The organism is Pseudomonas sp. LBUM1643 (genome assembly GCF_059716215.1).
Genome location: NZ_CP166813.1, coordinates 1,371,208 through 1,388,513 on the forward strand (window position 1 = coordinate 1,371,208; position 17,306 = coordinate 1,388,513).

Consider the following 17,306-nt stretch of genomic DNA (forward strand, 5'->3'; position numbering starts at 1 on the left):
CCTCGCACTCCGCGGCTTGTGCAGTCGCGGATGTGTGTCTTTACTCCTGTGTAACCGGTATGGGCCGGTAACACAGGAGCTTTCATAATGAGTGTTCTCACAAGGACCGTCTTGCCGGTTCTGCTGCTAGGCGGCCTGCTGACCGGTTGCGCGACTCACAGCGATGGCACTGCCCCGTTAAATCAACGTACCTGGCCAATCTGCAGCCTCATCGGCGGACTGGTCGGCGGAGGCCTGGGCGCGATCGAAAGTGCCGGCTGGGCAGGAGGAGGCGCAGCGCTCGGCATCCTGACGGGCGGCCTGATCTGCTACGCCCAGGATGGGGATGAAGATGACGATGGCGTTTTCGACCGTCGTGATCGCTGCCCTGATACACCCGCCAATACTCCGGTCGAACATCACGGTTGCCCGCTGCCGCAATACCCGGCCAGCGTGAAACCTGCCGAACCCGTGCAGTCCGAAGTCGTCACCTTGAGTGATGCGAACGATGTGTTGTTCGCCTTTAATAAATCCGACCTGACGCCCGCTGCACGCAGCGAACTCGATTCGCTGATGGCCAAGTTGCAAAACGCCGACGTGGTGAGCATCAAAGTGGTCGGCCACACCGACAGTGTCGGTTCGGATGCCTATAACCAGGCACTCTCTGAACGTCGCGCCAGCAGCGTGGCGGATTACCTGTTGAGCCAGGGCCTGGCGCCAAACAAACTCACCAGCGAAGGCAAGGGTGAAAGCGAGCCGATTGCCGATAATGAATCGGAAGAGGGCCGCGCGAAAAACCGTCGCGTGGAATTGCATATCAACCGCTGAGCCCCGTAGTAGAGCCGTCGGACGATAAAACAGATCGTCCGGACGGCCATTCGGCGGCCCTCATGAAGAATTTTCCGTTGCCCTCTGGCTTATCCCGCGTGGAAGCCGTTACTGTGCGCGCAAAGAATAATTCTCAGCGGGGGAGCGTATGAAGGTGATATGGGGACTAGGGAAGTTGTTGACCCTGCTGTTCTGGGCCGTGGTGGTGGTTAATTCGCTCACGCCGTTTGTTTATCCGCTGCAGGTGTTGGTCAATCTGGCCGGCGGCCTGCTGGCAATCCTTCATCTTCTGGAAGTGCTGCTGTGCAATCGCAGCCTCAAAGGTCGCGCCCATCCCTGGGCTGATCGCCTGAAGATTTTGTTTTTCGGCGTGTTCCACCTGCAAACCATTCCAGCTCCCACCGTATCGAAGGCTTCCCATGCGTAATCTCTGTCTGCTCGCGGCATTCATCAGCCCATTGGCTTGCGCCCAAGTGGTAAGCGTCGAAACCAACTCCCTGATGCGTTTACCCAATACGGCGAGCACCTTGCAGCTGGAACGTCTGGAAGTTGCCGACTACGGCACTTTGCTGATTCCTTCGAACGTGACCCAGGTCACCGTCGGCGAGTTGCACCTGGGACGCGACGCGCGCATCGCCATCGTGCCCGGCGAGCAGCCGCTGGACTTCAAAGTCATCCGCGCCCAATTGTCGGAAGGCAGCCAGATTACTGCGCGGGGTGCACCGGGCACTTACCTCAAGGCCGCGCGTTCGGGTCGCAATCTGAACGTGCAGATCAAGTCACTGAATGCGCCACAGTTGGTGGTGGACGCTCGCGGTGGTGCGGGCGCGCCAGGATTTGTCGGCCTTGACGGTGCGAACGGTCAGGCACCGGGTTGCACCTGGGGCCAGGCCGGTCGTGGTGCGGATGGCAGCGACGGCAGCGATGGTCAGGCGGGCGCGCCGGGGGCAATGGTCCGGTTGGAAGTGCCGCGTGATTACCCGGCTGAGCAGATCAAGGTCCAGGTAGCCGGCGGTGCAGGTGGCTTGGCGGGGCCTGGCGGAAAACCGGGTGCGGGTGGCAAGTCAAAAGGTTGCATCGTTTATCGCGCCGATGGCGGCAAGAGCGGCCGTCCAGGCGCCGATGGCCAGCCTGGGCCTGAAGGCGCCGCAGGTACAGTGACTGTTCAGCGTTTGTAAGAGCGACCAATCCCCTGTGGTGAGGGAGCGAACTTCCTCGCCACAGCTACCTGATCAGATTTACAACATCGGGCGAGCCGAAGCGATCGCCACCAGCAGCAGCCCGACGATCAGGTTGATCCCCACCAATCGACGAATTCTCCCCAGCACCGCAGCCCCTGCCGGCCAATCCTGAGCCGTCACGGCGGTGCGCAGTTCAGGCAACATCAGCGCCTGAATCCTGATAAACAGCGCTGTCATGACCACATAAAGTCCCATCATCACCTGTACATAACGCGGCGCGGCTTCAAATCCGGCGTACTGCAGATGAATCATGCCCACGCCGCTGATCGGCAACAGAATCACCGCGATCCAGACCCAGCGAAAAAAACCCTGGAACACTTCTACCCACAGCTTCAACCGGGCAGGGCCTTCCAGCGCCTTCATGGCGGCGGGGCGCAAGACCATCCAGGCGAAAAACATGCCGCCGACCCACACCAGGGCGGACAGGACATGCAGGGTGTAAACGATGCCAAAAGGTGTCATTGAGGTACTCCGTTCTGCGCGGGATTAATTAGCGGGGTATGATAGCCGCCGAACCAAACTACTGAAAATTTATCCAGCGTTTATAGCGCCCGACAATCCATGATCAGCACCGAACTCAAAACCACGATTCAGGGCGCCTACTCGCGTTTTCTCGAGGCCAAGAGCCTCAAGCCGCGCTACGGCCAACGCCTGATGATCGCCGAAATTGCCAAAGTCCTCGGTGACATCGACACCGACGACGAAGGCCGGCGCAGTGGCGACCCCGCGATTGTCGCGGTGGAAGCCGGCACCGGTACAGGTAAAACCGTGGCCTACAGCCTGGCGGCGATCCCGACTGCAAAAGCGGCTGGCAAGCGTCTGGTCATTGCCACGGCCACGGTGGCCCTGCAGGAGCAGATCGTCTACAAGGACTTGCCCGACCTCATGCGCAACAGCGGACTGAATTTCAGCTTCGCTCTGGCCAAGGGGCGCGGGCGCTACATGTGCCTGTCCAAGCTCGACATGCTGCTGCAGGAAGGTCATGCGCAAACCGCCACGGCGCAGCTGTTCGAAGAAGAAGGCTTCAAGATCGAGGTCGACGAGGCCAGTCAGAAGCTGTTCACCAGCATGATCGAAAAGCTCGCCGGCAATAAATGGGACGGCGACCGCGACAGTTGGTCCACCGCCCTGGAAGACGCCGACTGGGCGCGTCTGACCACCGATCACAGCCAGTGCACCAATCGTCATTGCCCTAACTTCGGCCAGTGCGCCTTCTACAAGGCCCGCGAAGGCATGGGCAAGGTCGACGTGATCGTCACGAACCACGATATGGTTCTGGCAGACCTCGCCTTGGGCGGCGGCGCGGTGCTACCGGACCCGCGCGACACCATCTACGTATTCGACGAAGGTCATCACCTGCCAGACAAGGCGATCGGTCACTTCGCCCATTACACACGTCTGCGTTCCACCGCCGACTGGCTGGAAACCACAGCCAAGAACCTCACCAAGCTGCTCGCCCAACACCCGCTGCCGGGTGACCTGGGCAAGCTGATCGAGCAGGTGCCGGAGCTGGCGCGGGAGATCAAGACCCAACAGCAGTTCATGTTCACCGCCTGCGAGCAGGTAGCCGATTTCAAACCCGGCGAAGACGTTGAAGGCCGCGAGCGGCCGCGTCATCGCTTCGTCGGCGGGGTGATTCCCGAGCACATGCGTGAAATGGGTGTCGAGCTGAAAAAGGGTTTCGCCCGTCTGACCGACGTGTTTACCCGACTCACTGAGCTGTTGAAAGAAGGCATGGATGGCGAGGTCAACATCGGCATCGCCAGCAACCAGGCTGAAGAGTGGTATCCGCTGTTCGGCAGCTTGTTGTCCCGTTGTTCAGGCAACTGGGAGTTGTGGACCGCCTTCACCGCCGAAGACCCGGAAGACAACCCGCCCATGGCCCGTTGGCTGACCCTGGCTGAAAGCGGTTCGCTGTTCGACATCGAGGTCAACGCCAGTCCGATCCTCGCCGCGGAGATGCTGCGTCGTAACCTGTGGAACGTGGCGTATGGCGCGCTGGTTACTTCGGCGACCCTGACCGCGCTCGGCACATTCGACCGTTTCCGCATGCGCGCCGGCCTGCCGAAAAAAGCCGTCACTGCCGTCGTCCCGAGCCCGTTTCACCATGCCGACGCTGGCGTGCTGCGGGTGCCGGACCTGAAAGCCGATCCACGGGATGCGCCTGCGCACACTGCTGCGATCATCCGTGATTTGCCACAACTGGTAGAAGGTTCGCGCGGCACCTTGGTGCTGTTTTCTTCGCGCAAACAGATGCAGGACGTTTTCGACGGTCTCGACCGCGACTGGCGCAAACAAGTGTTCATTCAAGGCAACCTGTCGAAACAGGAAACCCTGAACAAGCACAAGGCGCGAGTCGATGGCGGGGATTCGAGTGTGCTGTTCGGCCTGGCGAGTTTCGCCGAGGGCGTGGATTTGCCTGGGGCTTACTGCGAACACGTGGTCATCGCCAAGATTCCTTTTTCGGTGCCTGATGACCCGGTTGAAGCGGCCCTGGCCGAATGGATCGAAGCCCGTGGCGGTAATCCGTTCATGGAGATCTCCGTTCCGGACGCCTCTTTAAAACTGGTCCAGGCCTGTGGTCGATTGCTACGTACCGAAGAGGATCGCGGCACCATTACCTTGTTGGATCGACGCCTGGTCACTCAGCGTTACGGCAAGGCGATCCTCAATGCGTTGCCTCCTTTCCGTCGTGAAATTTCCTGATACACCGGTGGGCATTTATGCCCGCCGCGTTGTCTATCTCTCTGCCATCGCTTTTCCATTGGCCTATTGAAGGTCGTAAGGGAGAACTACGTTCCTATGATTCGCCGTTCGCTGCGCCATTCTTTACCAGCGGTTTTTACCCTGATGTTCGCAGCCCCTTTGCTGGCGGCTCCTGCCGGCCAGCAGACGCTGTTCAACTTTGTGCGTCCCGCTGACGTGGTACAAGTGGCGACTCAGGACGCCAGCCTGCCGCAATCCAATGCTGAGCAAACGGCCGAAGGCGAAGTGTTGCGCCGGGTAACGTTCAATCCCGTCGCGCAACCGACGTTGCGACTGACGCCGCAAAGTGGCGCCTGGGACTGGTCGCAGTCGGGCGTCATGAGCTTGCGGATTCAGAGCGCGATGAGTTGGGCCCTGACCCTCTACGTTAAAATTCAGAGTAACGATGGCAAGACCCTGATCAGCCGCGTCGATTTGCCGGCCGGACCTGCCCAAACGCTGCTGGTGCCGTTGCAACCGAGTTCACCGCTGAGCCTGGGCATGAAGGCCGGCCCCCCGATGCCGATAACGGTCGACGGTCAGCGGGTATTGCTGGCCAGCAGTGCCGGTGAGCTGGATCGCAGCCAGGTGGTGTCGGTGACCTTGTCGATGGATCAGCCGAAAGTCGCCCAGAGCATTCTGCTGGAACGCTTTGGTGTTCAGGACGGTGAGCCGGTCATTCAGGCGGCTTATGGCAATCTCGTGGACGCTTACGGTCAATCGACCCGAACCAAATGGCCGGAAAAAGTCAGCAGCGATGAGCAATTGAAAAGCGCTGCCGGCAAGGAACAGCAGCAGCTCAAAACCTGGCTGGCGGAACGCGAAAAGACGTCACTGGACACCTACGGTGGCTGGACCAAAGGGCCGGCGTTCAAGGCCAGCGGTTTCTTCCGTACCGAAAAACGCGACGGCCGTTGGTATCTGGTAACGCCTGAAGGGCATCCGTTTTATTCGCTGGGGGTCAACACCGTGACCCCGGACGTCAATCAGACTTACATCGCTGGTCGTGAGTGGATGTTCGAGTCCCTGCCAAAACCCGATGAGCCGCTGGCCAGCCATTACGGCGAAGGCGACAACCGCGGTGGTAATGGCGCGGATCAGGGACGTAGCTACAACTCGGGTCGCTGGTACGATTTCTATGGGGCTAACCTGCAGCGCTTATACGGCGATCCTTGCGCGCTGGGCAGCACCACCAAGGCCGGTATCGCCGAAGCGGCCAAAGCCGACGCAGTCGAGGCGACAGTCGAGAAGGCCGCAGAGCAACCGGCGGCGCCTTCAGTGGGTGAATCAGGTATCGCCGAAGCCGCCAAGTCCGATGCGGCGGAGGCGACTGCCGCCAAGGCGGTTGAACAAACCCCGGCGGCGCCTTGCAAAGCCGACCTTGATGAGCACCGCTGGATCAGCCACACCCTGGATCGGCTGCAAGCCTGGGGCTTCAACACGGTTGGCAACTGGAGCGCTCCGGCCCTGGCCGATTCTGAACGTGTGCCCTACACCTTGCCGCTGTCGATCGTCGGCGATTACACCAGCATCAGCACTGGGAGCGACTGGTGGGGCGGTATGCCCGATCCGTTTGATCCACGTTTCGCCATGGCCACCGAGCGAGCGGTCGCCATCGCCGCCCGGGATCACCGCGATGATCCATGGCTGATCGGTTACTTCGCCGACAATGAACTGGCCTGGGCCGGTCCGGGTGACGATCCGAAGGCTCGCTACGCGCTGGCGTATGGCACTTTGAAAATGACCACCGACGTGCCCGCCAAGCGTGCGTTCCTCAAGCAACTGCGGGACAAATATCGCAACCAGGCAGGCTTGTCCAAGGCCTGGGGTATTGATCTGCCGGCTTGGGAATTGATGGAAGATCCGGGCTTTGTTCCGCCGATACCAAACGCCGAACACCCGGAAATCGAAGCCGACTTCAAATATTTCCAGAAAGTCTTCGCCGATACCTACTTCAAGACGATCTCCGATTCGCTGAAATGGCACGCGCCCAATCAACTGCTACTCGGTGGCCGATTTGCTATCAGCACCCCGGAAGCGGTGGAGTCCTGCGCCCAGTATTGCGACGTGGTGAGCTTTAACATGTACACCCTGCAACCGCAGGACGGTTATGACTTCGAGAAGCTGCGCAGTCTGGACAAGCCGGTATTGATCACCGAATTCAATTTTGGCTCGGCCGATCGTGGCCCGTTCTGGGGCGGTGTGACGCAATTGGCAAAAGAAGAGGACCGTGGCCCGGCTTATGCGAACTTCCTTAAACAGGCGATGAGCGAACCGTCGATTGTCGGGGTCCACTGGTTCCAGTACCTCGATCAGCCGGTTACCGGTCGTCTGCTGGACGGCGAAAACGGTCACTTCGGGCTGGTAGGTATTACCGATGTGCCGTTCCAGGGCTTTGTCGACAGTGTGCGCAAAAGCAACCTGGCGACTGTCGATCAATTGGGAAAAGAGGCACAGAAGGCCAAGGTCGCAGCCGATAAAGCCAGTAACGATGCAGACGGCGGCCGCAAAGGCGATGCCGGCAAAGGTGCCGGGCAGGGTGCTGGTCATGCGGGTGGGCATTCCGGGAATGGCCATTAAGGGCGTTCGCAACAGTAGACGACCGTCGACCGCCTGGCCCGCACCTGTTCCCAAAACCGCCAATGGCTGGAACAATGCGGGCCACTTTGTAGAGCGTTGATGCGGGGGAGTTGCGGGTGCAGATTCAGGGTCATTACGAGCTTAAGTTCGAAGCTGTGCGCGCGGCATTCGCTGCGCTGTTCGACGATCCCCAGGAACGCGGTGCGGCGCTATGCATCCAGATCGGCGGAGAAACCGTCATCGACCTGTGGGCCGGTAGCGCCGACAAGGATGGCACCGAAGCCTGGCACAGCGACACTATTGCCAACCTGTTCTCCTGCACAAAGACGTTCACCGCGGTGACTGCCCTGCAGTTGGTCGCCGAGGGCAAGTTGCAGCTGGATGCTCCCGTCGCACGCTATTGGCCCGAGTTCGCTGCGGCCGGCAAAGAGTCGGTCACCCTGCGTCAGTTGCTCTGCCATCAGGCCGGCTTGCCAGCGTTGCGTGAACTGCTCGCACCGGAGGCCCTCTACGACTGGACAACCATGGTCGATGCCCTGGCCGCCGAAGCACCGTGGTGGATGCCGGGCACCGGTCACGGCTACGCCGCCATCACCTATGGCTGGCTGGTGGGCGAGTTGCTGCGTCGCGCCGACGGCCGAGGTCCAGGTGAATCGATCGTGGCGCGGGTCGCAAAGCCATTAGGGCTGGATTTCCACGTCGGTCTGGCCGACGAGGAATTCCACCGCGTGGCGCACATCGCTCGCGGCAAGGGCAACGTTGGCGATGCGGCGGCACAGCGCTTGCTGCAAGTGACGATGCGCGAACCGACGGCCATGACCACGCGAGCCTTCACCAATCCACCGTCCGTGCTGACCAGCACCAATAAACCCGAGTGGCGCAGAATGCAGCAGCCGGCCGCCAATGGTCACGGTAACGCTCGCAGCCTGGCCGGGTTCTACGCCGGTTTGCTCGACGGCAGCCTGCTGGAAAGCGAGATGCTCGATGAGCTGACCCGCGAGCACAGCCTCGGCGAAGACAAGACTTTGTTGACCCGTACTCGTTTCGGTCTGGGTTGCATGCTCGATCAACCGGATGTTCCCAACGCGACCTACGGCCTCGGCCCGCGCGCGTTCGGGCATCCAGGCGCCGGCGGTTCCATCGGTTTTGCTGACCCGGAACATGATGTGGCCTTCGGTTTTGTGACAAATACACTGGGGCCGTACGTCTTGATGGATCCACGCGCACAAAAGCTTGTGCGAGTACTGGCCACTTGTCTGTAAAACCCGCTCAAGGGGTCCGATATCGGAACCTGACAGCCTTTTCGGTTTCAAAGCGTCTGTTTATGCGGGCCAGCCTGGCCTGATTTTTTTATTACTTCATTTTGTGGATATCCAATGTCATCCAATAAAACCTTCGCCCTGGCCCTGTGCTTCGCTATCACCGGTTGCGCACAGACTCCACAAAATGATGCAGATGGCGGCAGTTGGTGGCAGTTCGGCTCGTCCGACAAAGTCGCGGCAAAAGAACCCGCTGCGGTACCAGCCCCTCTGAAGCCTGCTGCAACTGCTCCGGTCGCCAAGGCAGAAAGCGCTAACCCTTGGTACTGGCCATTCGGCTCCGAAGAAGTCCTCGACAAGAAGCCTGAAGTAAAACCTGAAGCCAAACCTGTTGAAGTGGCCAAGGCTGAAGCCGACGCAGGTGGCAAATGGTGGTGGCCGTTTGGAGGCAAGGAGCAAAACACTGCCAAGGTCGTACCGATGCCTGATCCTAAAGTCACTCAAGCCTGGCTCGACGACTATGAACCGCGCCTGCGCACGGCCATCAAGGACAGCAACCTGCAACTCGAGCGTCGGGAAAACGTTTTGGTAGTCACTGCGCCGGTAGAAGGTTCGTTCAATCCGGATCGTCCTGCCATGCTGCTGCCCGTCACGCTCGGTCCGTTCACCCGCGTGGCAAAGATCCTCGAAGTCGACCCCAAGACAGCCGTCCTCGTGCTCGGGCACAGTGATGCCTCCGGTGCCGCGCCAGCCAACGTGAAACTGAGCCAGGAACGTGCTCAGGCCGTCGCGGCGATCTTCCGCCTCAGTGGTCTGCAGCGTGATCGCCTGATGCTTCGCGGGATGGGCAGCGAAGCGCCGCGTGCTGCCAACGACAGCAATGAAGGTCGTGCCTTGAACCGTCGCGTCGAATTGTTGGTAACGCCGCAGAACACCATGGTGGCGTTGTTAAGCAAGTACAACATGCCTGCTCCGGCCCCCGTTCGCATGGTTGCCGCCCAAGATGTCAAGCCAGCGGTCGCGCCAGTGACTCCAGTACCTGCGGCGAAGAAAGCCGATGTACCGGCCGCGAAAAAAGCCCCGGCCAAGAAAGCCGCTGCCAAAGCGCCTGCGAAGAAAGCCCCGGCCAAAACCAAGACCCCGGCGAAAAAGACCGTGCCCGCCAAAGCCGCAGCCACTGACAAGAAAGTCGCCGCCGCTGATGCTACAAAGAAGTAATTCGTCAATTTAAAAGGAATGCACCATGACCCAGGGCCTGGCTGATATGCGTCGCGATTACACCCGGGACGGCCTGACCGAGGCACAAGCCCCGGCCGAGCCGTTCGGGCTGTTCCATCAGTGGTTTGCCGACGCGGTGAAAACCGAGCAGGCGCCAGTGGAGGCTAACGCCATGACCCTGGCGACCGTCGATGCTGACGGTCGACCGCATTGCCGAATCCTGTTGCTCAAGGGGTTGGACGACCAGGGCTTCACGTTCTTCACCAACTACGAGAGTGCCAAGGGTCAGCATCTGGCAGCGAACCCGTTCGCTGCCATGACCTTTTTCTGGCCAGCCCTGGAGCGTCAAGTGCGCATCGAAGGTCGAGTGGTGAAGGTCACGCCCGAAGAGTCTGACGCCTACTATCAGGTCCGGCCGCTGGGCAGTCGCCTGGGTGCCTGGGCTTCGCCGCAAAGCCGGGTGATCGCCGACCGTGACGAGCTGGAAGCACTTCTCAAGAACACCGAGCAGCGCTTCAGCGATACTCAGCCTCATTGCCCTGAACACTGGGGTGGTTATCGTCTATTACCGGAGCGCATCGAATTCTGGCAGGGCCGTCCGAGCCGTCTGCACGATCGCCTCAACTACCGCCAGCAGGGCGCCGACTGGATTCTTGAACGTCTGGCACCCTAAGCAGTCTACCGAGCGGGATACCCTGCCGCAGCGGCCTCCAGCCACTGCGGCAAGTCCCGGCGCTTGATCTTCCTGACTTGAGCGTTCGCCAGTTGCTGGAGCATGTAGGCTTTCTTGTCTTCATCGCCTCCGGCCAGGGCTAACGCCAGATCACGGTCCATCCAGCGTTTGATCCGCACGTACAACCACCAGTGGAAGTACAAACCGGCGACAGTGGTGACGACAATGACGAAGTAATCCATGAAAATCCTTGGGTCAGTGGCGCACATCTCGTAATTTGTCGCTACTGTGTGGTGAATTCGAGGGGTGCCTGTACATGCCCTGAATCAAACCACTTTTATCCGGGCGATGCCGTGACAGGCGTCATGCTGCGGAGTTTAATGAATACCTGTCCTTTGGAGTTGATGCTATGCGTAAGTCTGTTCTGTTGGTTGCTTCCTTTTCCACGATGGCGATGTTGCTCACCGGCTGCCAATCGAGCCTGACCGGTGACTCCTACTCCCGTGACGAAGCGCGTCGCGTGCAGACGATTCGCATGGGCACCATCGAAGCACTGCGCCCGGTAAAAATCGAAGGCACCAAAACCCCAATCGGTGGCGCTGCAGGTGCCGTGGTCGGTGGTGTAGGCGGCAGTGCAATCGGTGGCGGTAAAGGCAGCATCGTCGCAGCGGTCATCGGCGCAGTTGCCGGCGGCCTGCTGGGCTCGGCCACTGAAGAAGGCCTGACTCGCACCCAAGGCGTGGAAATCACCGTTCGCGAAGACGACGGCAGCATGCGCGCCTACGTGCAACAGGTTCAGGAAAACGAAGTGTTCCGTGTTGGCGAGCGTGTACGCATCGCCACCGTTGACGGCACGAGCCGCGTTTCGCACTAAGCGGAGCAGGGCAAAAGAAAACCCCGATCAGGTGACTGGTCGGGGTTTTGCTTTTTCAGGGATTGGCGACGGCTAACTTGCAGTAACGCATACCAATTGGACGATATGATTTACGTTCGTCAGTGTTGTACCGGTCCATTGCTCCAATACCTTCACCTGTTCCGGGGAAAGGTCGTACCCGTCGAACTCGTCCTCCGGTAGTTGCCAACTCATCAAGCTCTTAAGCTCGGAATACCGGTCAGACGGTACTTCCACGCTGAGAAGTAGATCCTCGGTCTGTCCGTCAAAGACTTCAACGACATGTTTCATTTTTCTACTCTCCTTGCCGGGTCGGCTGGTTTTGTCTGCTCTCCTGTGTTCGGGTCATACTCCCCCAGGTGTTTGCCTTGTTTGGTATAGAGCTCAACCTTGCCATGTTGTGAGTCCCACTCATAAATTCGTCCTGAAGGATCCTTCCAGCGCCGACGTTTACTACCTCCTCCGCGTACAGATGTTTTCAATGGAGCGGGCCTTACATCAGGGAAAGCAGGTAGAGTCGTTGGCGCAGGATGGTATCCAAAGTTACCCCCGGGTACGCTAACCACAATATAAACCGGCCTAACTCCCGACCCCACCGGAAACACAAGAATGAAATCCTTGTACTCAGGCGGATAGATGGGATTGACGATAATCTCGGCAGCCACGTCAGTCGGCGGATACACCCCGATATGCGGCGCTTGTGGTGCTGCCTGCAGAGCCGGGATTCCAAGAATGTCAGAGCCGTCCACCGTCGGCGTCCAGATCAGCTCAACACCGTCACCGAGCTCAGCAACTTGCTGGCTGCCCCGCGTACTGAACTGCACGACCTCGACCATTTCCCAATTTCGGTGCTTGCCGGTGTAGAAGCCATAACCCTTGAGGCTGCCGTCAGCTTGCTGTTCGACGTTTAGCCGAACGCGCGTACGGGCTTGTTTGAGAGCGCGCAGCTGTTCCTCGGAATAGAGCGCGCTATCGCCCAGGCTGGGCGTCCAAAACATCGCCACGACTCCTGTCAGAACAGCGCCCGTCGCAGCGCCAAGGGCTGCAACAGCACTCCCCGAACTGGCAAGAAACGGCGCGCGAAGCGCCAGTTGGCCAATGCCGAGCGAACCCACACTACCGCTGATTCGCTCCAGGTTCAGCAGTCCGTTACCGTCTACGTCGCGGGCTCCGAGCCACGCAATTTCTCCGTAATCCCGGAGGCTATCGACGGGCACCATTCCCGACGGGTATGAGTAGTCGATTACGGCGTCGGGCAAGTTGCAGGATTTGGCGAAGACGTATCCTGCGTGGACTACGGCGTCCTGTTTCACAGGCGTTGGAAGTCGGTCTTCAAAGGCTCGTTGACGAGCGAGCATCGCGTCGTAGGCGTGTTGTCTGGCGTCTCGCTCTGCCAGCTCCTTCGCCGTCATATCGCGATACGTGATGTGATGCCCGTCGCCTGACGGCGGGTTTTGAACCCGGGGAATGTCCTTGTGGCCAGCCACAGATTGTCCTTTCATTCGTCCATCGGCAGCCCCGAAGTGGGGCTGCGCGACGTTAACGAACGAGGGCGGTTGTGGCTGTAGGAAGAGTCTTGAATGACTCTAGGAGTTGTCGCTAGTTTTTCGACGCACAGCTCAAGGCTGCAATACCGCGCTTTTACGGCTTGCCGCCGCAGTCACCGCATAGCCAATCAATGCCGCCAGTATCGATCCGGTCAGAATCCCCATCCGGTCCATCCCCGCGTACTCGCTCACGCCCGGTTCGAATGCCAGGGAGCCAACGAACAAACTCATGGTGAAGCCGATGCCGCAGAGAATCGCCACACCTAGCACCTGGCCCCAGTTTGCCCCTTGGGGCAGGGCGGCAATGCCGGTTTTGACCGCCAGCCACGTCAGGCCATACACACCGAGGGTCTTGCCCAGCAGGAGGCCGATCGCGATGCCCATGGGTACATGGTGGGTGAAGCTTTCGGCGGTCACGCCACTCAGGGACAAGCCCGCGTTGGCGAAGGCGAACAATGGCAGGATGCCGTAGGCCACCCACGGGTGCAGGGCGTGTTCCAGGGTCAGCAGTGGTGACGGTTCGGCATTTTTGGTGCGCAACGGAATGCAAAACGCGAGGGTCACACCGGCCAGGGTGGCGTGAACGCCACTCTTGAGTACACACACCCAGAGGATCAGACCAATGATCATGTACGGCCCAAGCTTGACCACGCCAAGCCGGTTCATTGCGATGAGCGCCGCGATGCACGCGCCCGCCAGGGCCAGCGACAAGGTCGACAACGTTCCGGAGTAGAAGATCGCGATGACGATAATTGCCCCCAGGTCGTCGATAATCGCCAGGGTCATCAGGAACAGTTTCAGTGACACGGGCACGCGCTTGCCGAGCAAGGCGAGTACGCCGAGGGCGAAGGCGATGTCGGTGGCCATGGGGATGGCCCAACCATCGAGGGCTGCGGCGTTGTCACGGTTGAAGAACCAGTAGACCAACGCCGGGACGACCATGCCGCCAATCGCCGCGGCGCCTGGCAGGACAACCTGGGACGGCTTTGATAACTGGCCGTCGAGGACTTCGCGCTTCACTTCCAGGCCAATCAGCAGGAAGAACAGCGCCATGAGGCCGTCGTTGATCCACAGCAGAGCGGGTTTGGCGATTTGCAGCGCCCCAATCTGCGCGACAACAGGGGTCTCCAGAAAGCTGGTGTAAAGCCACGACAACGGGGAGTTGTTGATGATCAGCGCTAGCGCTGCGGCGGCGATCAACAACAGGCCGCTGGCAGCTTCCAACTGAAAGAAGCGTGTGAATGTGCTACGCAGAGGCAAAGTCACTCTCCAATGTAAGGTTCGAAAGGTGGCACACCGTAACCCGTGCCGTTAGTTGTTAAAACAAAAGTTATATTCTTTTTTGTTATATACCGTTACAGCTCGGATGCTTGGCGAAAAACCTGAGCCTAGCAGTTGCCGGGTGTATTGAACCTCAGCTGTACCTGTGCGCGATGTAGGTTTTTTCCTAAGCTTGTCGCTGAGCCTTGCAAAAGGACCGACTCTTGCCGATCCAACGAGAAAATCACCATGAGCGACAACCGACAGTGGGCTCGTGAAGCCATTCGGATCATTGAAGCGGACTTCCAGCGTAGCGCCGACACCCACCTGATCCCTCTGCCGTTGCCTGGATTTTCGGGCATCGAGTTGTATTTCAAGGATGAGTCCAGCCATCCCACGGGCAGCCTGAAACATCGGTTGGCGCGTTCGTTGTTCCTCTATGCGCTGTGTAACGGCTGGCTGAAACCAGGTGCTCCGGTGATCGAGGCGTCCAGCGGTTCGACGGCGATTTCCGAGGCGTACTTCGCCCGCATGTTGGGCCTGCCGTTTATTGCCGTGATGCCGGCGACCACGTCCAAAGAGAAGATTGCGCAAATTGCGTTCTACGGTGGCAAGAGCCACCTGGTAGACGATCCAACGCAGATTTATGCCGAATCCGAGCGGCTGGCACGTGAGCACGATGGACATTTCATTGACCAGTTCACCTATGCCGAACGCGCCACCGACTGGCGCGCGAACAACAATATCGCCGAGTCGATCTTCCATCAGATGCGTTTCGAATCTCACCCGGAACCGAGCTGGCTGATCTCCAGTCCTGGCACCGGTGGCACCACCGCGACCCTTGGCCGTTATGTGCGGTATCGCCAGCATTGTACCCGGGTGCTTTGCGCCGATGCCGAGCGCTCGGTGTTCTTTGACTACTACCTGACTGGGGACGCGAATCTGCGTCTGGATCATGGATCGCGGATTGAGGGGATTGGACGTCCCCGGGTGGAAGCGTCGTTTCTGCCCAAGGTGATCGATGCGATGGTCAAGGTGCCTGACGCCCTTTCACTGGCGGCGATGCATTACCTGGCGCAGCGTTTGGGGCGACATGTGGGTGGCTCAAGCGGGACCAACCTGATTGGCGCCTTGATGGCGGCGCAACAGATGGCGGCGGCGGGGGAGACGGGGTCGATCGTGGCGATTTTGTGTGATGGCGGCGAGCGCTACGCAGACACCTATTACGAACAGGATTGGCTCAAGGCGCAAGGGTACGCGTTGAGTGGCTTGATCGATGCCGTGGCCGCGAGTGCCGAGCGTGGTGAGCCGTTACCCGCGACCGTGTTGCGTGCCAACATCTGAGATTGTTCAGGCAATGAAACCAATGTGGGAGCGAGCCTGCTCGCGATGGCGATAGATCAGTCAACATCTCTGTTGAATGTCAGTCCGCCATCGCGAGCAGGCTCGCTCCCACAGGGAAACGTATCAGGCTTCGAGGCCGAGGATATCCCGCGCTACTGCTTCGGCAATCCGGATACCATCAACGCCGGCTGACAAAATCCCGCCCGCGTAACCTGCGCCTTCACCCGCTGGAAACAGACCTTTCACGTTCAGGCTCTGCATCGACTCATTCCGGGTAATCCGCAGCGGCGACGAGGTGCGGGTCTCGATCCCGGTCAACACCGCGTCGTGCAGCGAGTAACCGCGAATTTGCTTCTCGAACGCCGGCAGTGCTTCACGAATGGCTTCGATGGCGAACGCGGGTAAGGCCAATGCCAGATCACCCAGTGCAACGCCTGGTTTGTAAGACGGTTCAACACTGCCCAGTTCGGTGGACGGCTTGCCGGCAATGAAGTCGCCCACCAGTTGTGCGGGCGCTTCATAGTTGCTGCCACCGAGCACAAAGGCGTGAGACTCCAGACGCTCCTGCAACTCGATACCGGCCAGCGGGCCACCCGGGTAATCGACTTCCGGGGTGATGCCGACGACGATCCCGGAGTTGGCATTGCGCTCGTTACGCGAGTACTGGCTCATGCCGTTGGTGACCACACGCCCCGGCTCGGACGTTGCCGCCACCACGGTGCCGCCCGGGCACATGCAGAAGCTGTAGACCGAGCGGCCGTTCTTGGCGTGGTGCACCAGCTTGTAGTCGGCGGCGCCAAGTTTCGGGTGACCGGCGTACTTGCCCAGGCGCGCACGGTCGATCAGCGATTGCGGATGCTCGATGCGGAAACCCACCGAAAACGGCTTGGCTTCCATGAACACACCACGCCCGTGCAGCATGCGGAAGGTGTCCCGGGCACTGTGACCGAGGGCCAGGATCACGTGCTTGGAATGAATCTGTTCGCCGCCATTGAGCTCGACGCCGACCAGTTGGCCGTCCTCGATCAACACGTCGGTGACCCGCTGCTGGAAGCGCACTTCCCCGCCCAATGCGCGAATCTGCTCACGCATGTTTTCCACCACGCCGGTCAGACGGAACGTGCCGATGTGCGGTTTGCTGACATAGAGAATTTCATCGGGAGCGCCCGCTTTGACGAACTCGTGCAGGACTTTGCGACCGATGAATTTCGGGTCCTTGATCTGGCTATAGAGCTTGCCGTCAGAGAACGTCCCCGCGCCGCCTTCGCCGAATTGCACGTTGGACTCGGGGTTGAGCACGCTTTTACGCCACAGCCCCCACGTGTCCTTGGTGCGCTGGCGAACCTCGGTGCCACGCTCGAGGATGATCGGCTTGAAGCCCATCTGCGCGAGCAGCAGCCCGGCGAAGATTCCGCACGGGCCGAAACCGACGACAACCGGGCGTTGTTCGAGATCGGCCGGTGCCTGACCCACCACTTTGTAGCTGACATCCGGGGCCACGTTGACGTTGCGGTCGTCGGCGAACGTGTGCAGTACCGCAGCCTCATCGCGAACGTTGAGATCGATGGTGTAGATGAAGCACAGTTCGGAAGACTTTTTGCGCGCATCGTAGCTGCGCTTGAACAAGGTGAAATCGAGCAGGTCATCACTGGCGATGCCCAGGCGCTGCACGATGGCAGGGCGCAGGTCTTCTTCGGGATGGTCGATTGGCAGCTTCAGTTCGGTAATTCGTAACATGAC

Annotated in this window: 16 protein-coding genes; 10 read left to right on the forward strand and 6 right to left on the reverse strand. The window is 59.8% G+C overall.

All coding sequences use genetic code 11. The features are described 5' to 3' along the window. Window positions 1–87: 87 nt before the first annotated feature. The 3 genes from ACA063_RS06090 (at window position 88) to ACA063_RS06100 (ending at window position 1,985) form a co-directional block, all read left to right on the forward strand. The gene (locus tag ACA063_RS06090; protein ID WP_194691194.1) at window positions 88–807 is read left to right on the forward strand and encodes a PA1041 family peptidoglycan-binding anchor lipoprotein; all 720 of its coding nucleotides are present in this window, start codon (window positions 88–90) and stop codon (window positions 805–807) included. A 148-nt stretch (window positions 808–955) separates the two neighbouring features. Beyond that, window positions 956–1,234, forward strand: coding sequence for a DUF1145 domain-containing protein (locus tag ACA063_RS06095; protein ID WP_194691193.1), 279 nt, complete (start codon window positions 956–958; stop codon window positions 1,232–1,234). Then, window positions 1,227–1,985, forward strand: coding sequence for a collagen-like protein (locus ACA063_RS06100; protein WP_497665144.1), 759 nt, complete (start codon window positions 1,227–1,229; stop codon window positions 1,983–1,985). The genes ACA063_RS06095 and ACA063_RS06100 overlap by 8 nt, the downstream gene beginning before the upstream one ends. Window positions 1,986–2,045: 60 nt before the next feature. Here the strand turns inward: ACA063_RS06100 and ACA063_RS06105 are convergent, their stop codons facing one another. After that, window positions 2,046–2,510: a CopD family protein gene (locus ACA063_RS06105; protein ID WP_497665145.1), complete on the reverse strand. Its 465-nt coding sequence runs from the start codon at window positions 2,508–2,510 to the stop codon at window positions 2,046–2,048. A 99-nt stretch (window positions 2,511–2,609) separates the two neighbouring features. On the opposite strand from ACA063_RS06105, the gene dinG reads away from it, so the two are divergent. The 5 genes from dinG to pdxH all read left to right on the forward strand — a co-directional run bounded on the left by dinG (window position 2,610) and on the right by pdxH (window position 10,523). Continuing rightward, entirely contained in the window at window positions 2,610–4,754 is a 2,145-nt protein-coding gene (gene dinG / locus ACA063_RS06110) for an ATP-dependent DNA helicase DinG (protein WP_162438573.1), read from the forward strand. Between the two features lie 96 nt (window positions 4,755–4,850). Next, a complete protein-coding gene (locus ACA063_RS06115) occupies window positions 4,851–7,373 on the forward strand; it encodes a beta-galactosidase (RefSeq protein WP_497665146.1) in 2,523 nt (840 codons plus the stop codon). Window positions 7,374–7,489: 116 nt separating this feature from the next. Beyond that, window positions 7,490–8,635: a serine hydrolase domain-containing protein gene (locus tag ACA063_RS06120; protein ID WP_497665147.1), complete on the forward strand. Its 1,146-nt coding sequence runs from the start codon at window positions 7,490–7,492 to the stop codon at window positions 8,633–8,635. 114 nt (window positions 8,636–8,749) lie between these two features. After that, window positions 8,750–9,850: an OmpA family protein gene (locus tag ACA063_RS06125; RefSeq protein WP_497665148.1), complete on the forward strand. Its 1,101-nt coding sequence runs from the start codon at window positions 8,750–8,752 to the stop codon at window positions 9,848–9,850. Window positions 9,851–9,875: 25 nt separating this feature from the next. Then, window positions 9,876–10,523 (forward strand): pyridoxamine 5'-phosphate oxidase, encoded by a 648-nt coding sequence (gene pdxH, locus ACA063_RS06130; protein ID WP_497665149.1) that lies wholly within the window; start codon window positions 9,876–9,878, stop codon window positions 10,521–10,523. A gap of 5 nt (window positions 10,524–10,528) precedes the next feature. Here the strand turns inward: pdxH and ACA063_RS06135 are convergent, their stop codons facing one another. Then, window positions 10,529–10,765 (reverse strand): hypothetical protein, encoded by a 237-nt coding sequence (locus tag ACA063_RS06135; RefSeq protein WP_497665150.1) that lies wholly within the window; start codon window positions 10,763–10,765, stop codon window positions 10,529–10,531. A gap of 167 nt (window positions 10,766–10,932) precedes the next feature. Here ACA063_RS06135 and ACA063_RS06140 point away from each other — a divergent pair, with 167 nt between their 5' ends. Then, window positions 10,933–11,397 carry an outer membrane lipoprotein gene (locus ACA063_RS06140; RefSeq protein WP_008056824.1) on the forward strand — a complete coding sequence of 155 codons (465 nt, stop codon included), beginning with the start codon at window positions 10,933–10,935 and terminating at the stop codon, window positions 11,395–11,397. A 72-nt stretch (window positions 11,398–11,469) separates the two neighbouring features. Here ACA063_RS06140 and ACA063_RS06145 read toward each other — a convergent pair whose 3' ends face one another. The 3 genes from ACA063_RS06145 to nhaA all read right to left on the reverse strand — a co-directional run bounded on the left by ACA063_RS06145 (window position 11,470) and on the right by nhaA (window position 14,222). After that, on the reverse strand, window positions 11,470–11,706 hold the full coding sequence (locus tag ACA063_RS06145) for a DUF7683 domain-containing protein (RefSeq protein ID WP_497665151.1): 237 nt from the start codon (window positions 11,704–11,706) through the stop codon (window positions 11,470–11,472). Further along, a complete protein-coding gene (locus tag ACA063_RS06150) occupies window positions 11,703–12,902 on the reverse strand; it encodes a colicin E3/pyocin S6 family cytotoxin (RefSeq protein ID WP_497665152.1) in 1,200 nt (399 codons plus the stop codon). Before ACA063_RS06150 ends, ACA063_RS06145 begins: the two co-directional genes overlap by 4 nt. A gap of 132 nt (window positions 12,903–13,034) precedes the next feature. After that, the gene (gene nhaA, locus ACA063_RS06155) at window positions 13,035–14,222 is read right to left on the reverse strand and encodes a Na+/H+ antiporter NhaA (protein WP_497665153.1); all 1,188 of its coding nucleotides are present in this window, start codon (window positions 14,220–14,222) and stop codon (window positions 13,035–13,037) included. A 249-nt stretch (window positions 14,223–14,471) separates the two neighbouring features. Here nhaA and ACA063_RS06160 point away from each other — a divergent pair, with 249 nt between their 5' ends. Beyond that, complete coding sequence (locus ACA063_RS06160; protein WP_497665154.1) at window positions 14,472–15,566, forward strand: PLP-dependent cysteine synthase family protein; 1,095 nt, start codon at window positions 14,472–14,474, stop codon at window positions 15,564–15,566. A gap of 123 nt (window positions 15,567–15,689) precedes the next feature. Here ACA063_RS06160 and ACA063_RS06165 read toward each other — a convergent pair whose 3' ends face one another. After that, a complete protein-coding gene (locus ACA063_RS06165) occupies window positions 15,690–17,303 on the reverse strand; it encodes an NAD(P)/FAD-dependent oxidoreductase (protein ID WP_497665155.1) in 1,614 nt (537 codons plus the stop codon). Window positions 17,304–17,306: the final 3 nt, after the last annotated feature.